The organism is Streptomyces sp. TOM-9, assembly GCF_056858595.1.
In genome coordinates, this window is record NZ_JBXEQB010000001.1 from 6,562,914 (window position 1) to 6,587,605 (window position 24,692).

Annotated in this window: 28 protein-coding genes and 1 pseudogene; 25 read left to right on the forward strand and 4 right to left on the reverse strand. The window is 72.0% G+C overall.

Going from position 1 to position 24,692, the window contains the following annotated elements; genetic code table 11:
• Positions 1-29 precede the first annotated feature (29 nt).
• Positions 30-779, reverse strand: a complete 750-nt coding sequence (locus tag AC1VWI_RS30650) for a class I SAM-dependent methyltransferase (protein WP_499514222.1) — start codon at positions 777-779, stop codon at positions 30-32.
• Positions 780-1,076: 297 nt separating this feature from the next.
• On the opposite strand from AC1VWI_RS30650, the gene proS reads away from it, so the two are divergent.
• The 18 genes from proS (at position 1,077) to AC1VWI_RS30740 (ending at position 15,305) form a co-directional block, all read left to right on the forward strand.
• A complete protein-coding gene (gene proS / locus AC1VWI_RS30655; protein WP_499514223.1) occupies positions 1,077-2,489 on the forward strand; it encodes a proline--tRNA ligase in 1,413 nt (470 codons plus the stop codon).
• Positions 2,490-2,679: 190 nt separating this feature from the next.
• Positions 2,680-3,270 (forward strand): hypothetical protein, encoded by a 591-nt coding sequence (locus AC1VWI_RS30660; RefSeq protein ID WP_499514224.1) that lies wholly within the window; start codon positions 2,680-2,682, stop codon positions 3,268-3,270.
• A gap of 225 nt (positions 3,271-3,495) precedes the next feature.
• Positions 3,496-3,927, forward strand: a complete 432-nt coding sequence (gene rpsP, locus AC1VWI_RS30665; protein ID WP_499514225.1) for a 30S ribosomal protein S16 — start codon at positions 3,496-3,498, stop codon at positions 3,925-3,927.
• 2 nt (positions 3,928-3,929) lie between these two features.
• The gene (locus AC1VWI_RS30670) at positions 3,930-4,169 is read left to right on the forward strand and encodes an RNA-binding protein (protein ID WP_450395265.1); all 240 of its coding nucleotides are present in this window, start codon (positions 3,930-3,932) and stop codon (positions 4,167-4,169) included.
• Between the two features lie 91 nt (positions 4,170-4,260).
• Positions 4,261-4,785 carry a ribosome maturation factor RimM gene (rimM, locus tag AC1VWI_RS30675; RefSeq protein WP_499514226.1) on the forward strand — a complete coding sequence of 175 codons (525 nt, stop codon included), beginning with the start codon at positions 4,261-4,263 and terminating at the stop codon, positions 4,783-4,785.
• A gap of 4 nt (positions 4,786-4,789) precedes the next feature.
• Positions 4,790-5,599: a tRNA (guanosine(37)-N1)-methyltransferase TrmD gene (trmD, locus tag AC1VWI_RS30680; RefSeq protein ID WP_499514227.1), complete on the forward strand. Its 810-nt coding sequence runs from the start codon at positions 4,790-4,792 to the stop codon at positions 5,597-5,599.
• A gap of 133 nt (positions 5,600-5,732) precedes the next feature.
• Positions 5,733-6,083: a 50S ribosomal protein L19 gene (gene rplS / locus AC1VWI_RS30685; RefSeq protein ID WP_105869103.1), complete on the forward strand. Its 351-nt coding sequence runs from the start codon at positions 5,733-5,735 to the stop codon at positions 6,081-6,083.
• Between the two features lie 41 nt (positions 6,084-6,124).
• On the forward strand, positions 6,125-6,763 hold the full coding sequence (gene lepB, locus AC1VWI_RS30690) for a signal peptidase I (RefSeq protein WP_499514228.1): 639 nt from the start codon (positions 6,125-6,127) through the stop codon (positions 6,761-6,763).
• Positions 6,756-7,880 carry a signal peptidase I gene (gene lepB, locus AC1VWI_RS30695; protein ID WP_499514229.1) on the forward strand — a complete coding sequence of 375 codons (1,125 nt, stop codon included), beginning with the start codon at positions 6,756-6,758 and terminating at the stop codon, positions 7,878-7,880. The genes lepB (AC1VWI_RS30690) and lepB (AC1VWI_RS30695) overlap by 8 nt, the downstream gene beginning before the upstream one ends.
• 61 nt (positions 7,881-7,941) lie before the next feature.
• Positions 7,942-8,694: a signal peptidase I gene (lepB, locus tag AC1VWI_RS30700; protein WP_499516961.1), complete on the forward strand. Its 753-nt coding sequence runs from the start codon at positions 7,942-7,944 to the stop codon at positions 8,692-8,694.
• Positions 8,695-8,737: 43 nt separating this feature from the next.
• Positions 8,738-9,502 (forward strand): signal peptidase I, encoded by a 765-nt coding sequence (gene lepB / locus AC1VWI_RS30705; RefSeq protein ID WP_499514230.1) that lies wholly within the window; start codon positions 8,738-8,740, stop codon positions 9,500-9,502.
• A 2-nt stretch (positions 9,503-9,504) separates the two neighbouring features.
• Positions 9,505-9,984: an NUDIX hydrolase gene (locus AC1VWI_RS30710; protein ID WP_499514231.1), complete on the forward strand. Its 480-nt coding sequence runs from the start codon at positions 9,505-9,507 to the stop codon at positions 9,982-9,984.
• 39 nt (positions 9,985-10,023) lie between these two features.
• A complete protein-coding gene (locus tag AC1VWI_RS30715; RefSeq protein WP_018562949.1) occupies positions 10,024-10,350 on the forward strand; it encodes a DUF2469 domain-containing protein in 327 nt (108 codons plus the stop codon).
• Between the two features lie 92 nt (positions 10,351-10,442).
• The gene (locus AC1VWI_RS30720) at positions 10,443-10,814 is read left to right on the forward strand and encodes a YraN family protein (RefSeq protein ID WP_499514232.1); all 372 of its coding nucleotides are present in this window, start codon (positions 10,443-10,445) and stop codon (positions 10,812-10,814) included.
• Positions 10,814-12,424 (forward strand): YifB family Mg chelatase-like AAA ATPase, encoded by a 1,611-nt coding sequence (locus tag AC1VWI_RS30725; RefSeq protein WP_499514233.1) that lies wholly within the window; start codon positions 10,814-10,816, stop codon positions 12,422-12,424. Before AC1VWI_RS30720 ends, AC1VWI_RS30725 begins: the two co-directional genes overlap by 1 nt.
• Positions 12,421-13,665 carry a DNA-processing protein DprA gene (gene dprA, locus AC1VWI_RS30730; protein ID WP_499514234.1) on the forward strand — a complete coding sequence of 415 codons (1,245 nt, stop codon included), beginning with the start codon at positions 12,421-12,423 and terminating at the stop codon, positions 13,663-13,665. The genes AC1VWI_RS30725 and dprA overlap by 4 nt, the downstream gene beginning before the upstream one ends.
• A gap of 165 nt (positions 13,666-13,830) precedes the next feature.
• Entirely contained in the window at positions 13,831-14,667 is an 837-nt protein-coding gene (gene whiG, locus AC1VWI_RS30735; RefSeq protein WP_499514235.1) for an RNA polymerase sigma factor WhiG, read from the forward strand.
• Between the two features lie 80 nt (positions 14,668-14,747).
• Complete coding sequence (locus tag AC1VWI_RS30740) at positions 14,748-15,305, forward strand: TetR/AcrR family transcriptional regulator (RefSeq protein ID WP_499516962.1); 558 nt, start codon at positions 14,748-14,750, stop codon at positions 15,303-15,305.
• On the opposite strand, the gene AC1VWI_RS30745 is transcribed toward AC1VWI_RS30740, so the two are convergent.
• Positions 15,274-15,921, reverse strand: a complete 648-nt coding sequence (locus AC1VWI_RS30745; protein ID WP_499514236.1) for a murein hydrolase activator EnvC family protein — start codon at positions 15,919-15,921, stop codon at positions 15,274-15,276. The two genes, AC1VWI_RS30740 and AC1VWI_RS30745, sit on opposite strands and share 32 nt — an antisense overlap.
• Before the next feature lie 285 nt (positions 15,922-16,206).
• Between AC1VWI_RS30745 and rpsB the strand changes: the two genes are divergently transcribed.
• The 5 genes from rpsB to AC1VWI_RS30770 all read left to right on the forward strand — a co-directional run bounded on the left by rpsB (position 16,207) and on the right by AC1VWI_RS30770 (position 20,829).
• A complete protein-coding gene (gene rpsB / locus AC1VWI_RS30750) occupies positions 16,207-17,139 on the forward strand; it encodes a 30S ribosomal protein S2 (protein WP_499514237.1) in 933 nt (310 codons plus the stop codon).
• A gap of 115 nt (positions 17,140-17,254) precedes the next feature.
• Positions 17,255-18,091 carry a translation elongation factor Ts gene (gene tsf, locus AC1VWI_RS30755; RefSeq protein ID WP_499514238.1) on the forward strand — a complete coding sequence of 279 codons (837 nt, stop codon included), beginning with the start codon at positions 17,255-17,257 and terminating at the stop codon, positions 18,089-18,091.
• A 160-nt stretch (positions 18,092-18,251) separates the two neighbouring features.
• Complete coding sequence (gene pyrH / locus AC1VWI_RS30760; RefSeq protein WP_499514239.1) at positions 18,252-19,016, forward strand: UMP kinase; 765 nt, start codon at positions 18,252-18,254, stop codon at positions 19,014-19,016.
• Between the two features lie 134 nt (positions 19,017-19,150).
• Positions 19,151-19,708 (forward strand): ribosome recycling factor, encoded by a 558-nt coding sequence (frr, locus tag AC1VWI_RS30765; protein WP_319140848.1) that lies wholly within the window; start codon positions 19,151-19,153, stop codon positions 19,706-19,708.
• A gap of 119 nt (positions 19,709-19,827) precedes the next feature.
• Positions 19,828-20,829 carry a phosphatidate cytidylyltransferase gene (locus AC1VWI_RS30770; protein WP_499514240.1) on the forward strand — a complete coding sequence of 334 codons (1,002 nt, stop codon included), beginning with the start codon at positions 19,828-19,830 and terminating at the stop codon, positions 20,827-20,829.
• A 25-nt stretch (positions 20,830-20,854) separates the two neighbouring features.
• On the opposite strand, the pseudogene AC1VWI_RS30775 reads toward AC1VWI_RS30770, so the two are convergent.
• Positions 20,855-21,694: pseudogene (locus tag AC1VWI_RS30775) on the reverse strand (sulfurtransferase).
• Positions 21,695-21,881: 187 nt separating this feature from the next.
• On the opposite strand from AC1VWI_RS30775, the gene AC1VWI_RS30780 reads away from it, so the two are divergent.
• Positions 21,882-22,247 carry a DUF6233 domain-containing protein gene (locus tag AC1VWI_RS30780; RefSeq protein WP_499514241.1) on the forward strand — a complete coding sequence of 122 codons (366 nt, stop codon included), beginning with the start codon at positions 21,882-21,884 and terminating at the stop codon, positions 22,245-22,247.
• Positions 22,248-22,524: 277 nt separating this feature from the next.
• On the forward strand, positions 22,525-23,145 hold the full coding sequence (locus AC1VWI_RS30785; protein WP_499514242.1) for a DUF4253 domain-containing protein: 621 nt from the start codon (positions 22,525-22,527) through the stop codon (positions 23,143-23,145).
• 78 nt (positions 23,146-23,223) lie between these two features.
• Here the strand turns inward: AC1VWI_RS30785 and AC1VWI_RS30790 are convergent, their stop codons facing one another.
• Complete coding sequence (locus AC1VWI_RS30790) at positions 23,224-24,621, reverse strand: vanadium-dependent haloperoxidase (RefSeq protein ID WP_499514243.1); 1,398 nt, start codon at positions 24,619-24,621, stop codon at positions 23,224-23,226.
• Positions 24,622-24,692: the final 71 nt, after the last annotated feature.

Consider the following 24,692-nt stretch of genomic DNA (forward strand, 5'->3'; position numbering starts at 1 on the left):
CGCCGTACGGTCGCGCGGGAACGCTGCGGCTACACGCGGGCCACCAGGTAACGGAACACGTTCTCCATCCGGACCGTGCCGTCGCCGCGCCGGTACGCGTGCAGCGCCTCGCGCAGCTCCTTGCGCACCTGGTCCTCGTCGGTGGCCGCCACGGCGGCGTCGAAGAGCCCGGTCGACACCAGGCCGCGCACCGCGCTGTCCATGTCGGGGTAGCCGAACGGGCAGGACACCCGCCCCGAGCCGTCCGGACGCAGCCCCGCATCCCGCGCCAGCTCCTCCAGGTCGTCACGGCCGCTGAGCCGGACCGCGGCGGTGGTGCCGCGCGGCTCGGCCAGCCGTGCCGCGACCCGCAGCACCCGCCCGGTGGCGCAGCGCTCGGGCGGCCCCCAGCCGGCCAGCACGACCGGGGTGCCCCGCTCGGCCAGGCCCGCCGCGGCGCCGAGCGCCGGGACCAGCGCCGCCGGCGCCGTCCCCGGGTCGAGGGCGGTGACCATCGTGAACGGTGCCCCCTCCGGTACGGGGACCTCCTCCGGGCCGCCCGCCACGAGCCGCGTGCGCCCGCCGCGCGACCGTGCAGGCGCGCCCCACTGCGGCTCGGGCAGCAGCCGCTGCCGGGCCAGTTCGAGGCGCCGTTCGTCCGGATCGCACCCCGTGACCGCCGCGCCCCGGGCCGAGGCCATGAGCAGCGCGAGTCCCGATCCGCACCCGATGCCGAGCAGCCGGGTGCGGGGGCCGACCTCCAACCGCTCGTGCACCGCCTCGTAGAGCGGTACGAGCATCCGCTCCTGGATCTCCGCCCAGTCACGCGCCCTGCCGTCGGTCCGGTGTGTCCGTGGGTGCCGTGCGAGCGTAGGTGTCATCGAGCGCCCCAATCAGCCGCGTCGCCGTCTCGCCGAAAGCCTTCCTCGTACGCCCCCCGGTTACGCCGCGCACCGTCTTCGTCACGCCGCGCATGCCCCCGGAGCCAGCCAACTCCCCTTCCGGGCCGTAGTCCAGAGGTTTGAAGGTGAGGATTGGGCCGATTCCCGACCCCGCCGATTCACGTCCGGTGCCGCTGTCCCCGTACCATCTGCGGCATGGCAAAGGCTCCCGTACTCACACCCCAGGCGGACGACTTCCCGCGCTGGTACCAGGACCTGATCAACAAGGCCGAGCTGGCCGACAACGGCCCGGTGCGCGGCACCATGGTCATCCGGCCGTACGGGTACTCGCTGTGGGAGCGGATGCAGCAGGAGATGGACGCGCGGATCAAGGAGGCGGGTGCCCAGAACGCGTACTTCCCGCTCTTCATCCCGCAGTCCTACCTGACCCGGGAGGCCGAGCACGTCGAGGGCTTCGCGCCGGAGCTGGCCGTGGTCACCCACGGCGGCGGCAAGGAGCTGGAGGAGCCGGTCGTCGTCCGGCCCACCTCCGAGACGATCATCAACGAGTACTTCTCCAAGTGGGTGCAGAGCTACCGCGACCTGCCCCTGCTCATCAACCAGTGGGCCAACGTGGTCCGTTGGGAGATGCGCTCGCGGCTCTTCCTCCGTACGAGTGAGTTCCTGTGGCAGGAGGGCCACACCGCGCACGCCACCTACGAGGACGCCCGCGACTACGCCGCGATGATCCACCGCGACGTGTACGGCGACTTCATGACCGACGTCCTCGGCATCGACGTGGTCCTCGGCCGCAAGACCGCCCGCGAGCGCTTCGCCGGCGCCATCAACACCCTCACCCTCGAGGGCATGATGGGCGACGGCAAGGCGCTGCAGATGGGCACCAGCCACGAGCTGGGCACCAACTTCGCCAAGGCCTTCAACACCTCCTACCTGTCGAAGGAGGGGCAGCAGGAGCTGGTCTGGCAGACCTCCTGGGGCGTGTCGACCCGCATGGTCGGCGGCCTGATCATGTCCCACGGCGACGACAACGGACTGCGCGTGCCGCCGCGGCTGGCGCCGGTGCAGGCCGTCATCCTGGCGATCAAGGGCGACGACGCGGTCGTCGCCAAGGTCCGCGAGATCGGCGACCGGCTCAAGGCCGCCGGCGTGCGGGTCCAGGTCGACGTGCGCACCGACACCCCGTTCGGCCGCCGCGCCGTGGACTGGGAGCTCAAGGGCGTCCCCGTCCGCGTGGAGGTAGGCCCGCGCGACCTGGAGAACGGCACCGCGATGCTCGCCCGCCGCATCCCCGGGGGCAAGGAGCCGGTGGCGATCGACGAGCTGACCGCGCTGGTGCCCAAGGCGCTGGAGGAGGACCAGGCCACGCTGCTGCGCCAGTCCCGCGAGCGCCGCGAGTCCCGCACCGTGGACGTCAAGACGATCGCCGAGGCCGCCGAGGCCGCGGCCACCGGCTGGGCCCGCATCCCCTGGGCCGACCTCGGCCCGGAGGGCGAGGCCAGGCTGGCCGAGCAGGGCGTGTCCGTGCGCTGCCTGCTGACCGAGGACGGCCAGGTTCCGGAAACGGACGACGCGCCGGGTACCGCGGCGATCGTCGCGCGGGCATACTGACCGTCAACTGACTGAAAAGCGACGTACGTAATCGGCAGTACGTCCACGCTTGAGGCGGGTGCGTGACTTCTCCACTGTCCTCCGCACCCGCCCTCAGCCGTACGCATCATCCGGAACTGACTAGTACGTGCAAAATATTTGGGATGGCCCGGTATCGGAACACAGGGCGCCCCCGGCTCGTTGTCACGACGTGAGCACGACACCACCAGTCCTCGCCGCCGAGCTGGCAGTCGCATGGGCCGACATTCAACGGCACCATCCCGAACTGCCCGACCTGGCCGCCCCCGAGTCCCTGATCGGAGAGTCCTCGTCCGCGTGCGGCACGGAGCTCTCCTTCGAGCGCCTGCTGCACGAGGCCGTCCACGGAGTCGCCGCCGCGCGCGGCGTCCGGGATACCTCGCGGGCAGGCCGCTACCACAACCGTCGATTCCTGGCCATCGCCGACGAGCTCGGCCTGGACCACTCCGAGGAGCCGCACCCCAGCAGCGGCTTCTCCCTGGTCCAGCTGCGCCCGGACACCAAGAAGCGCTACCGGGCGACGATCGACCGGTTGCAGCGCGCGCTCAGAGCGCACACCGTGGCGACCGCCGCCGACACCGCCCGCAGTTTCCGCGGGCCCGCCGCCCGGCACGGGTCCTCGGGCGGAGGCGTACGGGTGAAGGCGGTCTGCGACTGCGGACGCAACGTCCGGGTCGTGCCGTCCGTCCTCGCGCAGGCGCCGATCGTCTGCGGGGCGTGCGGTACGCCGTTCCGGATTCCGGAGGCCGCGGCGGTCGCGTGAGCGCCCGCCGCGGCACGGGGGCGGCACCGTACGGGGACGGCGCCGGTGGGGTCACCGGCGTGCGGCGGCATGCCCGCCGTATGGCAGAATGGTCAGCTGAGCACTCGGCAGCCGTGCAGGACCCCTCTCTCCTTCGGCTGACGCGTCCGTCGGGCAACCGGCTCCACAACCCCACGTGGTGGTCCGGCCTGCCCAACCACGTCAACTCCAGGAGAACCCACTCCCGTGGCAGTCAAGATCAAGCTGAAGCGTCTGGGCAAGATCCGTTCGCCTCACTACCGCATCGTCGTCGCCGACTCCCGTACCCGCCGTGACGGCCGGGCCATCGAGGAGATCGGTCTGTACCACCCCGTCCAGAACCCGTCGCGCATCGAGGTCAACGCCGAGCGCGTCGCGTACTGGCTGGGTGTCGGCGCGCAGCCGACCGAGCCCGTGCTCGCCATCCTGAAGAAGACCGGCGACTGGCAGAAGTACAAGGGCGAGCCGGCCCCGGCCCCGCTCCTGGTCGCCGAGCCCAAGGCCGACAAGCGCGCCCTCTTCGAGGCCGCCGCCAAGGACGCCGGTGACGGGTCCAAGGGCGAGGCCATCACCCAGAAGGCGAAGAAGTCCGACAAGAAGGACGAGGCCGCCGAGGCGGCCGAGTCGACCGAGGCCTGATCGTGCTCGAGGAGGCCCTCGAACACCTGGTCAAGGGCATCGTCGACAACCCCGACGACGTGCAGGTCGCCGAGCGCACCCTGCGTCGGGGGAAGGTCCTGGAGGTCCGGGTGCACCCCGACGACCTCGGCAAGGTGATCGGCCGCAACGGCCGCACCGCCCGCGCCCTGCGCACGGTCGTGGGCGCGATCGGCGGACGCGGTGTCCGCGTCGACCTCGTCGACGTGGACCACGTCCGCTGAGGTACGCAGCACCGGCACGGGCCGGGGGTGGCACTTGGGCCGCCCCCGGCCCGTGGCCGTATCCGACACGTGAGCACAGGAGCGCGATCAAGTGCAGCTGGTAGTGGGACGCATCGGTCGCGCCCATGGCATCAAGGGCGAGGTCTCGGTGGAGGTGCGCACCGACGAGCCGGAACTGCGGCTCGCCCCGGGCGCCGTGCTCGTCACGGACCCGGCGTCGGCCGGCCCGCTCACCGTCGAGACGGGCCGGGTGCACAGCGGCCGGCTGATGCTGCGCTTCGCCGGCGTGAAGGACCGCACCGGCGCCGAGGCGCTGCGCAACGTCCTGCTGATCGCCGACGTCGACCCGGACGAGACGCCGGAGGACCCCGAAGAGTTCTACGACCACCAGCTGGTCGACCTCGACGTGGTCACCGCCGACGGGACCGAGGTCGGCCGGATCAAGGAGATCTCCCACCTGCCGTACCACGACCTGCTGGTCGTCGAACGGCCGGACGGCAGCGAGGTCATGGTGCCCTTCGTCGCCGAGATCGTCCCCGAGGTCGACCTGGAGCAGCAGCGCGCGGTCATCACGCCCCCGCCCGGCTTGCTGGACGAGGCCGAGGCGGAGCAGTAGGCCCATGCGCATCGACGTCGTCACGATCTTCCCCGAGTACCTGGAGCCGCTGAACGTCTCCCTGGTCGGCAAGGCCCGGGCACGCGGTCAGCTGGACGTGCGCGTCCACGACCTGCGCCAGTGGACCCACGACCGGCACAACACGGTCGACGACACCCCCTACGGCGGTGGCCCGGGCATGGTCATGAAGCCCGAGCCGTGGGGCGAGGCCCTGGACGCGGTCCTGGAGTCGGGGGAGGGCGATCCCGTGCTGGTGGTCCCCACCCCGAGCGGCCGCCCCTTCACCCAGGAGCTCGCGGTCGAGCTGTCCGCGAAGCCCTGGCTGGTCTTCACCCCGGCCCGGTACGAGGGCATCGACCGGCGGGTCATCGAGGAGTACGGCGAGCGGCTGGACGTCCGCGAGGTCTCCATCGGCGACTACGTCCTGGCCGGCGGCGAGGCCCCGGTGCTGGTGATGGTGGAGGCCGTGGCCCGGCTCCTGCCGGGCGTGCTGGGCAACGCAGAGTCGCACCGCGACGACTCCTTCGCCCCCGGTGCCATGGCCGACCTCCTGGAGGGCCCGGTCTTCACCAAACCCCCGGTCTGGCGGGACCGCGTAGTGCCGGAGGTGCTGCTCAGCGGCCACCACGGCAAGGTCGCCCGCTGGCGCCGGGACGAGGCCTTCCGCCGCACGACGCAGAACCGCCCCGACCTGATCGAGCGTTGCGACCCGGCCGCCCTGGACAAGAAGGACCGCGCGATGCTCGCGGCCCTCGGCTGGGTGCAGGGCGAGGACGGCCGATTTGGGCGACTCCCGGAGTCCGTGGAAGAATAGGCGGCTGCTGCCTTGCGTCCGGCGTGCGCCCCTGCCACAGGGGGACATGACGCCCGTCCGACGCGGAGGCGGTCGGATCACCACCACTACTCCCGCCGATGACCTGTGGCATGGGCGAAGAAAGCAGACGAACATGTCCCACCTGCTCGACTCCGTCGACGCCGCGTCGCTGCGCAGCGACGTCCCGGCCTTCCGCCCCGGTGACACCGTCAACGTCCACGTCCGCGTGATCGAGGGCAACCGCTCCCGTATCCAGCAGTTCAAGGGCGTTGTCATCCGTCGCCAGGGCGCGGGCGTCCGTGAGACCTTCACGGTCCGCAAGGTCTCCTTCAGCGTCGGCGTCGAGCGTACCTTCCCGGTGCACAGCCCGATCTTCGAGAAGATCGAGCTCGTGACCCGCGGTGACGTGCGTCGCGCCAAGCTGTACTACCTCCGTGAGCTGCGCGGCAAGGCCGCGAAGATCAAGGAGAAGCGCGACAACTGAGTCCGCCCGGCATATGCGGGGCCCTATAGGCTCTGCGCCTGATGGACACAGAGGTACACCTTCCGGAGCGCGACCGCGCCGATCCCGCCGAACAGCGGGCTGAGCGGTCGCGCTTCGGCGTACGTACACAGCGGTACGCGCTGCTCGCCCTGGCGGCCGCCGCCGTGGTCGCGCTGGTCAACGTCTTCGTGGCCCAGCCCTTCGAGATCCCCAGCGGGTCGATGGAGAACACCCTGCGGGCAGGGGACCGCGTGCTGGTCAACAAACTGGCGTACCGTTTCGGCGAGGCGCCCGCCAGAGGCGACGTCGTGGTGTTCGACGGCGAGGGATCGTTCGTCCAGGACTCCGGCGGGACCGACTACGTCAAGCGGGTCATCGGTGTCGGTGGGGACCGGGTGACCTGCTGCGACGAGCGGGGCAGGATCACCGTCAACGGGCGCCCGCTGGACGAGACCTATCTTTACCCCGGGGACACGCCGTCCCGGGTAGCGTTCGACATCGAGGTTCCGAAGGGGAGGCTGTGGGTGATGGGTGACCACCGTGCCGACAGCCGGGATTCCCGTGACCATCTGGGCGACCCCGGAGGGGGCACCGTTCCGGTGGACAAGGTGATCGGCCGTGCCGAGGTGACCTTCTGGCCGCTGGGGCGCCGCCGCTCCCTGGACGGCGCCCATGGGTAGCCGCGGGCGGGCGAACGCCGGCCAGCCGAGCCGTGCCGAATACCTGGGCGAGGAGCCGGCGGGCCCGCGCAGGGGCGGCGGCCGGGCCGACCGGCGCAAGCTGGCGCGGAAGGTCAAGCGCAGGCGGCGGCGTTCCGCGGCCAGGGAGATACCCCTGCTCATCGGGGTCGCGCTGCTGATCGCGCTGGTGCTCAAGACCTTCCTGCTGCAGGCCTTCGTCATCCCGTCGGGCTCGATGGAGCAGACGATCAGGATCGGCGACCGTGTCGTCGTCGACAAGCTCACGCCGTGGTTCGGCTCCCGGCCGCAGCGCGGCGACGTGGTCGTGTTCAAGGACCCCGGCAACTGGCTGGAGGGCGAGCAGGCCCAGTCCGGCGAGGACCCGGTGGTCGTGAAGCAGGTCAAGGAGTTCTTCACCTTCATCGGGCTGCTGCCGTCCGCGGACGAGCAGGACCTGATCAAGCGGGTGGTCGCGGTCGGCGGCGACACGGTGAAGTGCTGCGACGCCCAAGGGAAGATCACCGTCAACGGGACCCCGTTGGACGAGCCCTACATCCATCCGGGCAATCCGCCGTCGGAGATCAAGTTCACGGTCAAGGTCCCGCCGAACCGGCTCTTCGTGATGGGCGACCACCGGTCCAACTCCGCGGACTCCCGCTTCCACCTCAAGGACGCCGGCAACGGCACCGTGCCGGAGAACCTGGTGGTGGGCAGGGCCTTCGCCGTGGCCTGGCCGATGGGGCACTGGGCAGGGCTGAAGGAACCGGCGACGTACTCCGGCGTCGCCGCGCCGGGGGGTTCGGGCGCGTCTGCCGCGAGGGCGGGCCCCGGAGTGGCAACATCCAACAATCGGCAAGGAATGACCCCGCTCCCGACTCCTGCGGAACTCCCGCTCGTTATGGGGGTGGTGGGCTTGCGCCGCATATGGCGCGGGCGGCAGCGCGCAGCAAGCGGAGTAAGGAGTGGATGTGGGGGACCTGGTGGTCGGCGCAAGGTCCGGACGCGGAGAGCCGGAGGATCGGGACCCCACGTCGGGCGGCTCGGCGGGCGACGGCGAGGCGCCGCTCGGAAGGAAAGGCCCGGACGCGGGCGCGGAAACCTCCGAAGAGGCGAGTGACACGAAGGGCCGTGAAGGCGACGCGGGCAAGAAGCAGCAGCAACGTTCGTTCTGGAAGGAACTGCCGCTGCTGATCGTCATCGCGCTCGCGCTGGCCTGGCTGATCAAGACCTTCCTGCTGCAGGCCTTCTCCATCCCCTCGGCGTCGATGGAGAACACCCTGAGGATCGGCGACCGGGTCCTGGTCGACAAGCTCACGCCCTGGTTCGGCTCCGAGCCCGAGCGCGGCGAGGTCGTCGTGTTCCACGACCCGGGCGGCTGGCTCGGCGAGACCGTCCCGGTGGACACCAACCCGGTGACGACCGCGATCCAGAAGGGCCTGAGCTTCGTCGGCCTCATGCCGTCCGCGGAGGAGAAGGACCTGATCAAGCGGGTCATCGCGGTCGGCGGGGACACGGTGGAGTGCAAGGGCACCGGCCCGGTCAAGGTGAACGGCAAGGCGCTGGACGAGCCGTACATCTTCCCGGGGAACACCCCCTGCGGTGACCGTCCCTTCGGCCCGATCAAGGTCCCGGACGGTCGCATCTGGGTGATGGGCGACCACCGGCAGGACTCCCTGGACTCCCGTTACCACCAGAACCTGCCGGGCAACGGCACGGTCTCCGTGGACGAGGTCGTCGGCCGCGCGGTCGTCGTGGCCTGGCCGATCAGCAACTGGTCCACCCTCCCCGTGCCCAGCACGTTCGACCAGCCCGGCATCAATGCGGCGGGAGCGGGTCTGCCGGCCGCGGGACTGCCGGCGGCGGGCGGACTGGCCGGTGCGGTGCCGCTGGTGCTGTGGCGGCGGCGCCGTCTGATCAACCGGGCCGGGTGAGAGGGCTGCCCCCGGTCCGTACCGCCGGGTAGGGTGCGGACGCATGAGCACGAGCACACGCACGGGCACGCGGACGGCGACGGGGCGAGCAGGCGAACAGGGCGGCGGGCGGACCGGACGGATAGTCTCCGGTCTGGCCGTCGCCCTCGGCTGCGTGCTCTTCCTGGGCGGTTTCGTCTGGGGTGCGCTGGTCTACCGGCCGTACACCGTCCCCACCGGATCCATGACCCCGACCGTCGACGCGGGCGACAAGATCCTCGCCCAGCGGATCGACGGCTCCGAGGTGCGGCGCGGGGACATCGTGGTCTTCACCGACCCGCTGTGGGGCGACGTCCCCATGGTGAAGCGCGTCGTGGCGGTCGGCGGTGACAAGGTGGCCTGCTGCGACAAGCAGGGGCGGCTCACGGTGGACGGCAAGCCGGTCGACGAGCCGTTCCGGCTCGACCCCGAGGGCCCGGCGTCGCCGACCTCCTTCTCGGCCACCGTGCCCCAGGGCAACCTGTTCATGATGGGCGACAACCGGGCGACGTCCGAGGACTCCCGCTTCCGCCTCGGCGACGCCGACAACGGCTCCGTGCCGCGCAGCACGGTGTCCGCGCGGGTCGACGGTGTGGTCTGGCCGCTCGGCCGCGCGGGCATGGTCGCCAGGACCGGCGCGTTCGCCGCCCTGCCGGGCGACGGGCCCTCGGGCCCCGGCCCGCTGCGCACGGTGGGCGTGGCGCTCGCGGCCGGCGTGGTCCTGATCTTCGCCGGTGCGGCCTACGGCCCGGTCGCGGACCGGGCCCGGCGGCGGAGGGTGGCGCGATAACGATGCGACGGCGCGCGGCCCGGGTCGTCCTCCTGGACCCCTCCGACCGGATCCTGCTGCTCCACGGGTACGAGCCGGAGGACCCGTCCGTCACCTGGTGGTTCACCCCGGGCGGTGGCGTCGAGGAGGGCGAGAGCCTGGACGCCGCGGCGCACCGCGAGCTGGCGGAGGAGACCGGGATCACCACGGCCCTGCTCGGGCCGGTGCTGTGGGAGCGCTCGTGCGCCTTCGACTTCGACGGCCGGCGCTGGGAGCAGGACGAGTGGTACTACCTGGCCCGCACCGACGACGTCCGGGTGCACCCAGCCGGTCTCACCGAGCTCGAGCAGCGCAGCGTCGACGGCCTGCGATGGTGGACCTGTGAGGAACTGCTCGCCTCGCATGAGACGGTGTACCCGACCAGGCTCGCCGAGCTGCTGCGCGCATTGCTCGACGAAGGTCCCCCATTGTCCCCGATTCACCTGGGGACGGAGCGTGACTGACGCACAATGGGGGGACGTACGGCTGAAGGGGAACATGCCATGAGCGCCGAGGACCTCGAGAAGTACGAGACCGAGATGGAGCTGAAGCTCTACAGGGAGTACCGGGATGTCGTCGGCCTGTTCAAGTACGTGATCGAGACGGAGCGTCGTTTCTACCTCACCAACGACTACGAGATGCAGGTGCACTCGGTCCAGGGCGAGGTGTTCTTCGAGGTCTCCATGGCCGACGCGTGGGTGTGGGACATGTACCGGCCGGCGCGCTTCGTGAAGCAGGTGCGCGTGCTGACGTTCAAGGACGTGAACATCGAGGAGCTGAACAAGGCCGACCTCGACCTGCCCTCGGACGACTCCGGCTTCAACGGCTGAGCCGGCCGGGGCCGGCGGGTTGTCCACAGGCCCCGATCAAGATCATCTCTCGGGCGCCACCTCCCTCACAGTGAGTGACGGAGGTGGTACCGATGAATGCCCGAGGAGCTTTCGGACGTTACGGCGAGGAACTGGCGGCACGGTCTCTGACCGAGGCCGGGATGACCGTGCTGGAGCGGAACTGGCGGTGCAGGCACCGCGAACGGCACGGCGAGATCGACATCGTGGCGGCGGACGGCGACGCGCTCGTGGTGTGCGAGGTGAAGTCGCGCGCGGAGTCCTGCGGTGAGCACCCGATGGCCGCCGTCACCCCGCGCAAGGCGGAGCGGCTGCGGCTGCTCGCCGAGTGCTGGCTCGCCGACCACGGCGGACCTCCCCCGGGCGGGGTGCGGATCGATGTGGTCGGTGTGGTGCTGCCGCCCCGGGGCGCCGCCCGCGTCGAGCACGTGCGGGGGGTGGAGTGATGGGCTTCGCCCGGACGTGTTCGGTGGCGCTGGTGGGTGTGGAAGGCGTCGTCGTCGAGGTCCAGGCGGACCTGGAGGCGGGGGTGGCCGCGTTCACGCTGGTGGGGCTGCCGGACAAGAGCCTGAGCGAGAGCCGTGACCGGGTTCGCGCCGCCATCGTGAACAGTGGCGAGACCTGGCCGCAGAAGAAGCTCACGGTCGGCCTCAGCCCGGCCTCCGTCCCCAAGGGCGGCAGCGGCTTCGACCTGGCGGTCGCGTGCGCCGTCCTCGCCGCGAACGACCGCGTCGCCCCACGCGACATCGCCGACCTGATGATGATCGGCGAGCTCGGCCTCGACGGCCGGGTCCGCCCGGTCCGCGGGGTGCTGCCCGCGGTCCTCGCCGCCGCCGACGCCGGGTACCGCCACGTCGTGGTGCCCGAGCGCACGGTCGCCGAGGCCTCGCTCGTACCGGGGGTCTCCGTGCTCGGGGTCCGCAGCCTGCGGCAGCTGATCGCACTGCTCAACGACGAGCTCGCCCCGCAGGAGGACGAGGAGCCCGCCGACGGCAGGCCCGACCCGATGCTGGCCGGCCTGACCCTGCCGGGCGCCGGCCACGGCACGGGGCTCGCCGACACCGGCACCCCGGATCTGGCCGAGGTCGCAGGGCAGGGCACCGCCAGGACCGCCTTGGAGGTCGCCGCCGCCGGCGGTCACCACATCTACCTGAAGGGGCCGCCGGGCGCGGGCAAGACGATGCTGGCCGAGCGGCTGCCCGGGTTGCTGCCACCGCTCACCCGGCAGGAGGCGGTGGAGGTCACCGCCGTGCACTCGGTCGCCGGGATGCTGCCGCCGGGCCGGCACATGGTGGACCAGCCGCCGTACTGCGCGCCGCACCACTCGGCGACCATGCAGTCCCTGGTCGGCGGCGGAAACGGGCTGCCACGGCCGGGTGCCGTCTCGCTCTCCCACAAAGGTGTGCTTTTTCTGGATGAAGCACCCGAATTCAATGGTCAGGCCCTCGACGCGCTGCGCCAGCCCCTGGAGTCCGGCCACGTGGTGATCGCCAGGGCGGCCGGAGTCGTCCGCCTTCCCGCGCGGTTCCTGCTCGTCCTCGCCGCCAACCCCTGCCCCTGCGGGCGGTACGGCTCACCCGGCAGCAATTGCGACTGCACGCCGAGCATGATCCGCCGCTACCAGGGGCGGCTCTCGGGGCCCCTCCTGGACAGGGTCGACCTGCGGGTCGAGGTGGAAGCCGTCAGCCGCTCCGAGCTGATCGGGGGCGCCGGCTCCGCGGAGTCCACCGCGGTGGTCGCCACGCGGGTGCGGGAGGCCCGCGAGCGCGCCGCCGCCCGGTACGCGGACACGCCGTGGCGGCTCAACAGCGAGGTCCCCGGCCATGAGTTGCGCACCCGCTGGGCCATGGCGCCCGGGGCCCTGCGCTGCGCGGAGCGGGACATGGAGCGCGGGCTCCTCACAGCGCGGGGACTCGACCGGGTCCTGCGTGTGGCCTGGACGGTCGCCGACCTCGCGGGCCGTGACCGGCCCGAAGGCGTCGACATGGAGCGCGCCCTGGAGCTGCGCACCGGTGTGCGCCGCGGCATGGCGGCGGCGACGGGAGCCGTCCGATGACGCAGATGCCGCCCGGCCTGGACGGGGACGCCGGGCCGGACCTGGAGGAGGAGCCGCCACCGACGCCAGAGGAGCGTCTGGCCCGCGCCGCCGTGACGCGGATCGCCGATCCCGGCGACGGGCTCGTCGGCGCCTGGTTGCGGGAGCTCGGCCCCGTCGAGACCGTACGGGCCCTCACCGCCGGTGAAGAGCTGCCCGGGGCGGGCGAGCAGCGGGCGGCCGGATACGCCCTGCGGGCCCGCCGGAGCAGGCCGGAGCGGGATCTGGCGGCGGCCCGGGCCATGGGGGCCCGTTTCGTGTGCCCCGGTGACCCGGACTGGCCGCGGCAGCTCGACGACCTCGGCGGCGAGCGCCCGTACGGACTGTGGGTGCGCGGCGGCGCCTCGCTGCGGATGTGGGCGCTGCGGTCGGTCGCCGTCGTGGGCGCCCGCGCGTGCACCGACTACGGCTCCCACATGGCGGCGTCCCTCGGCGCCGACCTGGCGGAGGCCGGCTGGGTCACCGTCTCCGGGGCCGCCTACGGCGTCGACGGCGCCGCACACCGGGGAGCGCTGTCCGTGACGGGGGCGACCGTGGGGGTCGTCGCCTCCGGAGTGGACGTGCCGTATCCGCCGGGTCATGCCGAGTTGATCGGACGCATCGCCGAACAGGGGCTGCTCATCGGTGAATTGCCACCCGGATCTCATCCCACCCGCAGCCGCTTCGTGCTCCGCAACCGCGTGATCGCCGCGCTCACCCGGGGCACCGTCGTCATCGAGGCCCAGTACCGCAGCGGCTCCCTGATCACCGCCCGCCGGGCCCGCAAGCTGGGCCGTTTCGTCATGGGCGTGCCGGGACCCTGCACCTCGGCGCTGTCCCAGGGGGTCCACGAGCTGCTGCGCGCCGAGGGGGTCCTGGTCACCGGCGCCGCCGACGTCATCGAGCTCGTCGGCCGCATCGGCGAGGACCTCGCGCCCGAGCGCCGCGGGCCGGTCCTGCCGCGGGATCTGCTCCCGCCCGCGACCGCCCGGGTCCTGGAGGCCCTGCCCGCCCGTGGCGGGGCCGGCGTAGCGGAGCTCGCGGTCGCCGCCGCGAGCACCCCCGACGACACCCTCACCAGGCTCCATGAGCTGCACGCCCTCGGTTTCGTCGAACGGGACGGCCCGCGCTGGAAGTTGCCGCAAGGCCGTGAGGCGGCTCCCACGGCTCCCATGGCTCCCATGACGGAGGGGGGTGGCCAAGCCGACACGCTCTCCCGGTGAACACACCATCAGGTGACAGGACGGTTCTTGACCTGGGACCCCCTGGATGGCGAGGTTATGGGGACGCCCGAACGTCGCCCTGAGCGACGGTATGGTCACGCTACGCTCAAGGAGGTTCGAGTCCCGCCCGTCCCTCAGGTCACGCAGAACGGCTCAGATCGACGCATGCACCGGCACACTCCCGGGCACGAAGGCAGCACGGCGGCGACCGCCGTCACCGGAAACCCCCGGCCGCCCGCCCCCACCTCGCTCGACGCGCTGTGGCGGACCTACAAGTCCACGGGGGACGCACGCCTGCGCGAGCAGCTGATCCTGCACTACTCACCCCTGGTGAAGTACGTCGCGGGACGCGTGAGCGTCGGCCTGCCCGCCAACGTGGAACAGGCGGACTTCGTCTCCTCCGGGGTCTTCGGGCTCATCGACGCCATCGAGAAGTTCGACCCCGAGCGCGCGATCAAGTTCGAGACCTACGCGATCACCAGGATCCGCGGGGCCATGATCGACGAGCTGCGCGCCCTGGACTGGATCCCGCGCTCGGTGCGCCAGAAGGCCCGCGCCGTGGAGCGCGCCTACGCCACCCTCGAGGCCTCCCTGCGCCGCACCCCGAGCGAGTCCGAGGTCGCCGCCGAGATGGGCATCGCCCTGGAGGAGCTGCACGGCGTCTTCAGCCAGCTCTCCCTGGCCAACGTCGTGGCCCTGGAGGAGCTGCTCCACGCGGGCACCGACGGCGGCGACCGGCTCACCCTGGTCGACACCCTGGAGGACACCGGCGCCGACAACCCCGTCGAGGTCGCCGAGGACCGCGAGCTGCGCCGCCTGCTGGCCCGCGCCGTCAACACGCTGCCCGAGCGCGAGAAGACCGTGGTCACCCTCTACTACTACGAAGGGCTCACCCTCGCGGAGATCGGCCAGGTGCTCGGGGTCACCGAGAGCAGGGTCAGCCAGATCCACACCAAATCCGTTCTGCAATTGCGCGCGAAACTGGCCGACGTCGGCCGTTGACGCCGCTTTGCCCACGGGTGCGCCCGATGGCCGCGCCGCTTCCGTACAGTGGTGAGGTGCCCAAGATTCGAGCGGCCTCGGTGGCCGAGCACCGGTCGATGCAGCGCGACGCCCTGCTGGACGCCGCGCGCAGTCTGCTCTCCGAAGGCGGGACGGAGGCCCTGACCTTCCCCGCCCTCGCGGAGCGCACCGGGCTCGCCCGGTCCTCCGTCTACGAGTACTTCCGCTCCCGGGCCGCAGTCGTCGAGGAGCTGTGCGCCGTCGACTTCCCCGTCTGGGCGGCCGAGGTCGAGGCGGCCATGGAGGCCGCCCCCACCGCCGAAGCCAAGATCGAGGCGTACGTCCGCAGCCAGCTCACGCTCGTCGGTGACCGCCGGCACCGGGCCGTGGTCGCGATCTCCGCGGGCGAACTCGACTCGGGCGCCCGTGAGAAGATCCGCGCCGCCCACGGCGGTCTGGTCGCCATGGTCGTCGAGGCGCTCGCCGCGCTCGGCCACCATGAGCCGAGGCTCACCGCGATGCTGCTCCAGGGCGTCGTCGACTCCGCGGTCCGCCGGATCGAGCTCGGCGCCGCCGAGGAGCCGGACGCCATCGCCGACGCGGCCGTCACCATGGCCCTGCGCGGCGTCCTGGGCTGAGCGGCGGGACCTTCCCGACCGCCTCGATCGCTCCGGCCGTCGTTCCGGCCACCTCTTCCGGCAAGGGCACCCCGAAGACCGGCAGGAGTCGCGACGGCCCGCCGCGCAGCATCCCGTCCGGCAGCAGCGACAGCGGGTCGAGGTAGACCTCCCCGCGCAGCAGCCCCCAGTGCAGGCAGCCGCCGGGGCAGTGCCACGGGCCTCCCGTGAGCACCCCCACCTCCTGCCCCGCTCCGACCTCGTCGCCCACCGCGACCGAGGCCCGCACCGGCTGGTACGTGATGCGCAGCCCGCCGGCGAGCTCGATCGCCACGACCCCGCGCCCCGCCACCTGACCGGCGTACGACACCGTGCCGGGCGCCGCCGCGCGCACCGGTGCGCCGGGCCCCGCGCGCAGGTCCACCCCACGGTGCCCCGCCGCCCACGGCACCGCCGGCGGATCGAACCCCCGCTCCACGACCGGTCGCCGGCCCCCGCCGGAGGGATCCACCGGCCAGGCCCGTTCCGCGCCCCCGCCGGCCGGGACGACCGGAGTCCGGGCAGCGGCCCCCACCGGGTGCACGAGCCCCCCGAGCCACGTCAGTACCGCCAACACCACCACCGCGTATGTCCTCATGGTCCAACGGTGACGTGTTCCGCCGTCGCCGGATGATCATGGAAGCGGCCTGTGGACAACGCCTTACCGCCCCCGCCCCCAGGCACGATGTCGCCCGCCGCTCCGGCGGTCCCGTACACTTTCCATGGCGATCCGGGTCACCGGGTCGACTTCGCACGCCCCGCCACCGCCCTACAGCGAGCGGTGGACGCGCTCCTCGGTCCCTCGTGGCACGGCGCGTTCGGGGCGTCAGGCGCGGCCGCCGTCCGGCGACCGCGAAAACCGAGTACCCCTAGGAGTACGGCCATGGCCGTCGTCACGATGCGGGAGCTGCTGGAGAGCGGCGTCCACTTCGGGCACCAGACCCGCCGCTGGAACCCGAAGATGAAGCGCTTCATCTTCACCGAGCGCAACGGCATCTACATCATCGACCTGCTCCAGTCGCTGTCGTACATCGACCGCGCCTACGAGTTCGTCAAGGAGACCGTCGCACACGGCGGCACCATCCTCTTCGTCGGTACGAAGAAGCAGGCCCAGGAGGCCATCGCCGAGCAGGCGACCCGCGTCGGCATGCCCTACGTGAACCAGCGCTGGCTGGGCGGCATGCTCACCAACTTCTCGACCGTCTACAAGCGCCTGCAGCGCCTGAAGGAGCTCGAGGAGATCGACTTCGAGGACGTGGCCGCCTCCGGCCTCACCAAGAAGGAGCTCCTGGTCCTCTCCCGTGAGAAGGAGAAGCTGGAGAAGACCCTGGGCGGCATCCGCGAGATGCAGAAGGTGCCGAGCGCCGTCTGGATCGTGGACACCAAGAAGGAGCACATCGCCGTCGGTGAGGCGCGCAAGCTCCGCATCCCGGTCGTCGCGATCCTCGACACCAACTGCGACCCCGACGAGGTCGACTACAAGATCCCGGGCAACGACGACGCGATCCGCTCCGTCACCCTGCTGACCCGTGTGATCGCCGATGCCGTCGCCGAGGGCCTCATCGCCCGCTCCGGTGCCGCCACCGCCGGTGACAAGGCCGAGGGCGAGCCGCTGGCCGCCTGGGAGCGCGAGCTGCTCGAGGGCGACAAGGCGAAGGCTGAGGAGACCGCCGCCGAGGCTGCTCCGGCTGCCGAGACCGCTGAGGCGCCCGCTGCGGAGGCCACTGCGGCCGAGACCGTCGAGGCGCCCGCCGCCGAGGCTGCGCCGGCTGCCGAGACCGCCGAGGCGCCCGCCGCCGACGCCGAGCAGGCCTGAGCCTCAGCCCGCCTTCCGATGCGTGTGAGGACGGCGGGGGCTCCGGCCCCCGCCGTTCGTCCGTAGAACCACCGCTCACCGGATCCACCGACTTCCGAGAAGAGACTGACAGACCATGGCGAACTTCACCGCCGCCGACGTCAAGAAGCTCCGCGAGCTGACCGCCGCGGGCATGATGGACTGCAAGAAGGCGCTCGAGGAGGCCGAGGGCGACCTGGACAAGGCCGTCGAGATCCTCCGCGTCAAGGGCCAGAAGGGCGTCACCAAGCGCGAGGGCCGCTCCGCCTCCAACGGCGCCGTCGTGTCCCTGATCGCCGGTGACAACAGCGAGGGTGTCCTCGTCGAGCTCAAGTGCGAGACCGACTTCGTCGCCAAGGGCGACAAGTTCATCGCCGCCGCCGACGCCCTCGCCGCCCACGTCGCCGTCAGCAAGCCGGCCGACCTGGAGACGCTGCTCGCCTCCGAGATCAAGGACGGCCAGACCGTCCAGGCCTTCGTCGACGAGGCCAACGCCACCCTCGGCGAGAAGATCGTCCTGGACCGCTTCGCCCAGTTCACCGACGGCTACGTCGCCTCCTACCTGCACCGCACCAGCCCGGACCTGCCCCCGCAGGTCGGTGTCCTGGTCGAGCTGGACAAGGCCGACGCCCAGGTCGCCAAGGACGTCGCGCAGCACATCGCCGCCTTCGCCCCCACCTTCCTGTCCCGCGAGGAGGTGCCCGCCGAGACCGTCGAGAACGAGCGTCGCGTCGCCGAGGCGACCGCCCGCGAGGAGGGCAAGCCCGAGGCCGCCCTGACGAAGATCGTCGAGGGTCGCGTCAACGGCTTCTTCAAGGAGAACGTCGTTCTCGAGCAGGCCTTCGCCAAGGACAACAAGAAGACCGTCCAGAAGGTCCTGGACGAGGCCGGCGTCTCGCTGAAGCGCTTCGCCCGCTTCCGCGTCGGCGTCTGAGCGACCACCGCGCAAGCGATTGACCGACGGCCCCGCTAGGGTCGTACGCAGCCGGCCGCTCACCGGCGGGCCGCAGTTGTGACGAGGAGGCCATTGCCCACAGGGAACCATCACGGACCCTCGGCAATGGCCTTCTTCGTACGTGCACGAGGAGATCTCCATGGAACAGGACGCCGACAAGGCACCCACCGCCACCGGCAGCACGCACAAGGGCCGGTACCTGCTCAAGCTCTCCGGCGAGGCCTTCGCCGGCGGAGGGGGACTCGGAGTCGACCCCGACGTCGTGCACACGATGGCCCGTGAGATCGCCGCCGTCGTCCGCGACGGCTACGAGATCGCCGTCGTCATCGGCGGAGGCAACTTCTTCCGCGGTGCCGAGCTCCAGCAGCGCGGCATGGACCGGGCCCGCTCCGACTACATGGGCATGCTCGGCACGGTCATGAACTGCCTCGCCCTCCAGGACTTCCTGGAGAAGGAGGGCATCCAGTCGCGGGTGCAGACGGCGATCACCATGGGCCAGGTCGCCGAGCCCTACATCCCGCTGCGCGCCGTGCGCCACCTGGAGAAGGGCCGCGTCGTGATCTTCGGCGCCGGTATGGGCATGCCGTACTTCTCCACCGACACCACCGCCGCGCAGCGCGCCCTGGAGATCCACGCCGAGGCGCTGCTGATGGGCAAGAACGGGGTCGACGGGGTCTACGACGCCGACCCCCGCTCGAACCCCGACGCGGTGATGTTCGACGCCCTGGAGTACGCCGACGTCATCGCCCGCGACCTGCGCGTCGCGGACCTGACGGCGATCACGCTGTGCCAGGACAACAAGCTCCCGATCCTCGTCTTCGAGCTGCTCGCGGAGGGCAACATCGCGCGGGCCGTGAAGGGTGAGAAGATCGGCACGCTCGTCAACGACACGGGCGCCCGCTGACGGACGGCGCCGGCCGCAATCCGGCCTGCGATCCGCCCGGAACGGGGATGGACAAGACGCTGCCGGTCGGACACCGTGCAGGAAAGACGCGCGCAAGGGCCGAGGCTCTGCCTTCTGAATACCAGGAGCACATGGTGATTGAAGAGACCCTCCTCGAAGCCGAGGAGAAGATGGAGAAGGCCGTCGTCGTCGCCAAGGAGGACTTCGCCGCGATCCGCACCGGCCGCGCCCACCCGGCGATGTTCAACAAGATCGTGGCGGACTACTACGGTGCCCCGACCCCGATCAACCAGCTCGCCTCTTTCGCGGTGCCCGAGGCGCGGATGGCCGTGATCACCCCGTTCGACAACTCGGCGCTGCGCAACATCGAGCAGGCGATCCGGGATTCGGACCTGGGTGTCAACCCGACCAACGACGGCCGTATCATCCGGGTGGTCTTCCCGCAGCTCACCGAGGAGCGGCGCAAGGAGTACATCAAGGTCGCCCGCGGCAAGGCGGAGGACGCGCGGATCTCGATCCGCAGCGTGCGCCGCAAGGCCAAGGAGACCCTCGACAAGCTCGTCAAGGACGGCGAGACGGGCGAGGACGAGGTGCGCCGCGCGGAGAAGGAGCTCGACGACACGACCCACAAGTACGTGGCGCAGGTCGACGAGCTGCTCAAGCACAAGGAAGCCGAGCTGCTGGAGGTCTGATCCGGCACACCGCCGGACCGGATCCCCGGCTCCGCAGACCCGCGGCCGGGCGACCCATCCACCCGACCACCCACCCATCCGACCGACCCGGACCGGACGAAAACGCGAGGCGAAACTCCGTGAACGACTCTTCTTGGGGGCCCTCGCCACATGCCGGTTCCTGGGGAGGCGAGGATGAAGGGGCCACCCGGATGGGCGGCCCCTTGTTCCGCGACGACGCCCCCGAACCGGAGCGGCACTCCGCCCGGCCCGACCGTTCCGTGCCGCAGCCCTCGGCGGCGGGTGGGAACGGCGGCCGGGCGAAGAAGAGCGCGGGGCGCAACCTGCGCGCCGCGATAGGGGTGGGTGTCGGCCTCGGGGTCGTCATCATCGCCTCGCTCTTCATCGTCAAGGCCGTCTTCGTGGGCGTCGTCGCCGCAGCGGTCGTGGTGGGCCTGTGGGAGCTCACCTCGCGCCTGGCCGAGCGCAAGGAGATCCGGGCTCCCCTGGTGCCGCTCGCCGTCGGCGGCGCCGCCATGGTCGTCGCGGGCTACGTACGCGGTGCCGAGGGCGCGTGGGTGGCGATGGCGCTCACCGCGCTCGCCGTACTGGTGTGGCGCATGACGGAGCCTCCGGAGAACTACCTCCGCGACGTCACGGCGGGCGTGTTCGCCGCCTTCTACGTGCCGTTCCTGGCCACGTTCGTGGTGATGATGCTCGCGGCGGGCGACGGCCCGTGGCGGGTCTTCGTCTTCCTGCTGCTCACGGTGATCAGCGACACCGGTGCCTACGCCGTCGGTTGGCGCTTCGGCACGCACAAGCTCGCTCCCCGCATCAGCCCCGGCAAGACCCGTGAGGGCCTGGTCGGCGCGATCACCTTCGCGATGGTGGCGGGGGCCCTGTCCATGCAGTTCCTGATCGAGGACGGCCGGTGGTGGCAGGGTCTGCTGCTGGGCCTTGCGGTGGCCGCCAGCGCGACCCTCGGCGACCTCGGCGAGTCCATGATCAAGCGGGACCTCGGCATCAAGGACATGGGCAAGCTGCTGCCCGGCCACGGCGGCATCATGGACCGCCTCGACTCGCTGCTGCCGACCGCCCCCGTGGTGTGGCTGCTGCTGGTCCTCTTCGTCGGCTCGGGCTGATCCCCGGCAGCCGGCCGTCAGCAGCTCAGCCCGGTTGCGGCCCCGTCGCCACGGGCCGGGCGGGGTCGGCGCTCCACTCGCTCCACGAGCCGACGTACAGCGCGGCGTCGATCCCCGCGACGGCCAGGGCCAGCACCTGCTGCGCGGCCGAGACCCCCGAACCGCAGTACACGCCGACCCTGCCGCCGTCCGCCGTGACCCCCAGGGCGGTGAAACGGCCGGCCAGTTCGCGGGCGGGACGGAAGGTGCCGTCGGCGGTGACGTTCCCGGACGTCGGAGCCGACACGGCCCCCGGGATGTGACCGCCCACCGGATCCAGCGGCTCGACCTCGCCCCGGTAGCGCTCGGCCGCGCGCGCGTCCAGCAGCACCCCCGTACGGGCCAGCACCGCAGCGTCGTCGGCGCTCAGCACCGGCAGCGCGCCCGGTACGGCCTCGAAGTCGCCGGGCCCCGGTGCGGTGGCCCGTGTGGTCAGTCCGCCGCCGGCGGCCGTCCAGGCGGCCAGTCCGCCGTCCAGCACGCGTACGTCGTCGTGGCCCGCCCAGCGCAGCGTCCACCAGGCGCGTGCCGCGGCCCAGCCCTGGCCGCCGTCGTGGACGACGACCCGGCTGCCCCTGCGTACCCCGGCCCGCCGCATCGCCGCCGCGAACACCCCGGCGTCCGGCAGCGGATGCCGGCCGGCCGGGCCCGCCGGTCCGACGAGTTCCGCCTCCAGGTCGACCTACACCGCGCCCGCGATGTGGCCCGCCTCGTACGCCGCGCGCCCGGACGGCCCTCCGCGCTCGTAGCGGACGTCCAGGAGCACGGGGGCGGTACCGTCGCGCAGGGTGGTGGCGAGCTCCGCGGCGCTGATGATCGTGTTCACCGGCCCATCCTGGCGCAGCCCGGCCGGGCCGGGAAGCCGGGTGTGCGTGCGGCGGGCTGCCGCTGAGCGGCCCACGGCCGACATTCCTCCCTGACCTGCGCTGTCGCCGCTCGTCGTGACGTCGGTCGCACGGTGCGGAGGCCCGTGACGCTGGTCGGCGGTCGGTCCGCCGCTTACACTCGAACGTGTGTACGAGCTTCCTCCGGATCCGCAGCGCCTGCGGGTGATACGCCTCTATCTGCAGATGCAGATCGCCGCAGTCGACGCCAAGATCCAGGAGGCGGAATCCGGTTCCGTGGTCGTGGCCGGGGCGGAGGCCGGAGATGACGCCGTTCCGCGAACTCGGGGCGGGAAGCGCGGTCGCACCTCCGCCTGGCGGCTGCAGAGCGTGCCCGACCCGCGCGGCGGTGCGGGCCGGGGCGTCCTCCATCGTGACGACTGCCGCGTGCCCGGGGGCGGGCGGCTGAACCGGCAGGAGTTCGAGGTCGCCCTCGGCATGCCGGACGTCGCGCCGTGCGAGATCTGCCACCCGGAATCGGAGCACGCCCCGTGAGGTCCAGGACCGCGTCCCGCGTCCCGAGTGGCCCTATGTGACGGTCGGTCAAGTCACCGCGAGGCATGCGCCCGAGACGGTCCGGAACCCGGAACAGCTCGGAGCCGGAAGGCGATCCGCCGGGTCCACCAACGGAAGATCGCCCGGGCTGTGGCGGAATCCACAGTTCCGGCAACGGAAGTGTCACACCCTGCGCGCACACTGTGTACGTGCCGTTGCTCCGGAGGGGGGGCGTCGGCGCGTGCGCGTGTCCAGGTCGGGGAGAGCGGGGGAAGTGATGAGCAGTCACCGGACGGTGGAACAGATCCTCGGTGAGCGGTGGGAGGAGTACGCACAGGAGGCACTCGCCGAGGCGGGGCAGGACTATCCGGGCCGGGCGATGGTCGTCGAGGCCTTCGGCGAACCCGAGCCGTTCGAGGAACTGATCGCGCCCTTCGGGCCCCGGTGGCCGGGGGCGGCGGCGCCCCCGGCCGGCCCTCGGACCGATCCCGACGAACTGGCCGCCTATGTCCTCGCCACGCTGGCGGACGACGAGGAGGTGAGCGAGGGCGACGCGTGGGGCGTCGTGCAGCGGGTGTCCCGCAGCACGGACGTGCCCTCCCTCGCCGACGAGCGCGGGCTGCCGGACCTGTGGTCGTCCGACGTCGAGGAGATGTGCACGGTGCTGCGGTCGTGGGAGGACCGCTTCGGCATACGCCTGCTGGCGCTCAACCGTGAACGTCTGGTCGTCTCGGTGGCCGCGCCGCCGACCACCATGGCCGAGGCGCTCGCCGTGGCGGCGGAGCACTTCGCCTTCTCGCCGGACACCATCACCCAGGCGGGTGATCACGACACCCTGCGTACCTTCGCGGCCCACGAGCTCCTGGGCAAGCAGATGTGGAGCTTCTGGTGGGACTGACCGGGCGAGCCCGGCGCTCTCGCGACCGCGTGCCCTCCCCGGGTGCCGGGCGGGAGGGCACGCGACGCTGAGGGCGGGTCAGCTCGCCTCGGTCTGCGGGCACGTGCGCGGGATCGGCCGGGAGGAGTGGGGGTGCGCCGGGTGCAGGGGTTGGAAGTAGTGCGTGAGGGCCCAGAGGCCGACGCGGGCTCCCGCCTGGCAGCCTGCGGTGTCCGCCGTCCGGGTGTGGATGCCGGCCCACACACGGGCGTCGATCATGTCCTGGTTGAACTGCACGGCGTCGTCGTAGTGCCGTGTGGTGCCCGTGGCGTCGGACGGGAAGGTGAGGTCGATGCGGGTCGTGCCGAAGAGCCCCGTCAGGGTCTGGGCCACGGCGCCGGCGACCGCGGCGTGCCCGCTGATGTGGTCGGGGTGCGGCGGCGTGACGAGCAGCGGCTGCCACTGCGGATCCGGCTCGGTCGCCGGGTTGCCGTCGGTGCCGGCCAGTTGGACGGCCGTGATCGGCCGCCAGGATCCGTAGTGGAGCTTGGCGTCCCACGCGGTGATGACGGCGTCGGTCGCCGCGGAGTTCGCCGCGGCGAACAACCGTGCCGTGTCGGCGATGTCCAGGCGGTGGCGGGCGCTGTGGTCGCGGAACGCGGCCTGGAGCTGCACGGCCAGGTTGCCCCCGAAGAACAGGGCGGTCTCGGTCTGCAGCGCGGTGCGAGGCGAGCCCGTCCGCGCGCCCATGGTCCTCACCTCGTTCACGTCCCGGGCGTAGCGGGCCGAGGTCAGGGCGGGCGGCGGCCCGGGCCGGAACTGGGACGGTGAGGCGAGCAGCAGCGGGCGCAGCCGGGCGAGCCAGGTGTCGATGAACGGGAGGTTCCCGGGCGGCGTGGGCCGCCAGACGCCCGGCGTCGGCGGGGTGGTGAACTCCACCGTCGCGAACCGACCGTCGCCTTGCCGCAGTTGGATGACACGGTCGGCGGCGCGCGCCCCGAAGGCCACGCCCTGCCGTTTGGCGTTGCCGTCGGGGATCCGGGCGAGGGAATCGGCGTACGCGGTGTCGAGCAGCGTGCGGGACGCCGGGAAGTCGGAGAGCAGGACGTGGTGTGCGGCGGTCACGGCCGCCGCCTCCGGCGACGCGCCGGCGGGCCCGCGGGCGTGCCACTTGTAGGGTGCGTAGCGGCCCTCGATGCCGACGACGGCGTTGTAGACGGCGACCGAGACGAACCCGTGCCAGACGACGGCCTGCCCCGAGGGCCGGGTCGGGCCCAGGTTGGTGCCGATGACGTCCGTGGCGATGGCGTTCCACTCACGTATCGCGGCCGGATCGGCGGAGGGCTCCCCGCCCTTGCCCGCGGCCTGGGCCGGAACGAGGGCGGCGGCAGAGACCGCGGTGGCGGCGAGAGCCGCGGACACGACCACGCCGGTAAGCCGTCCGTACCACCGCGAGAGCCGCCCGGAGGGCGGAGCGGTCCTGTCTGCAGGACTCATGGGGAGACTCCTCGTCGACATCGGGCCCGAGCCGGACCGGAGGGAATTCCGTTCCGGTTCGGGCCACATCG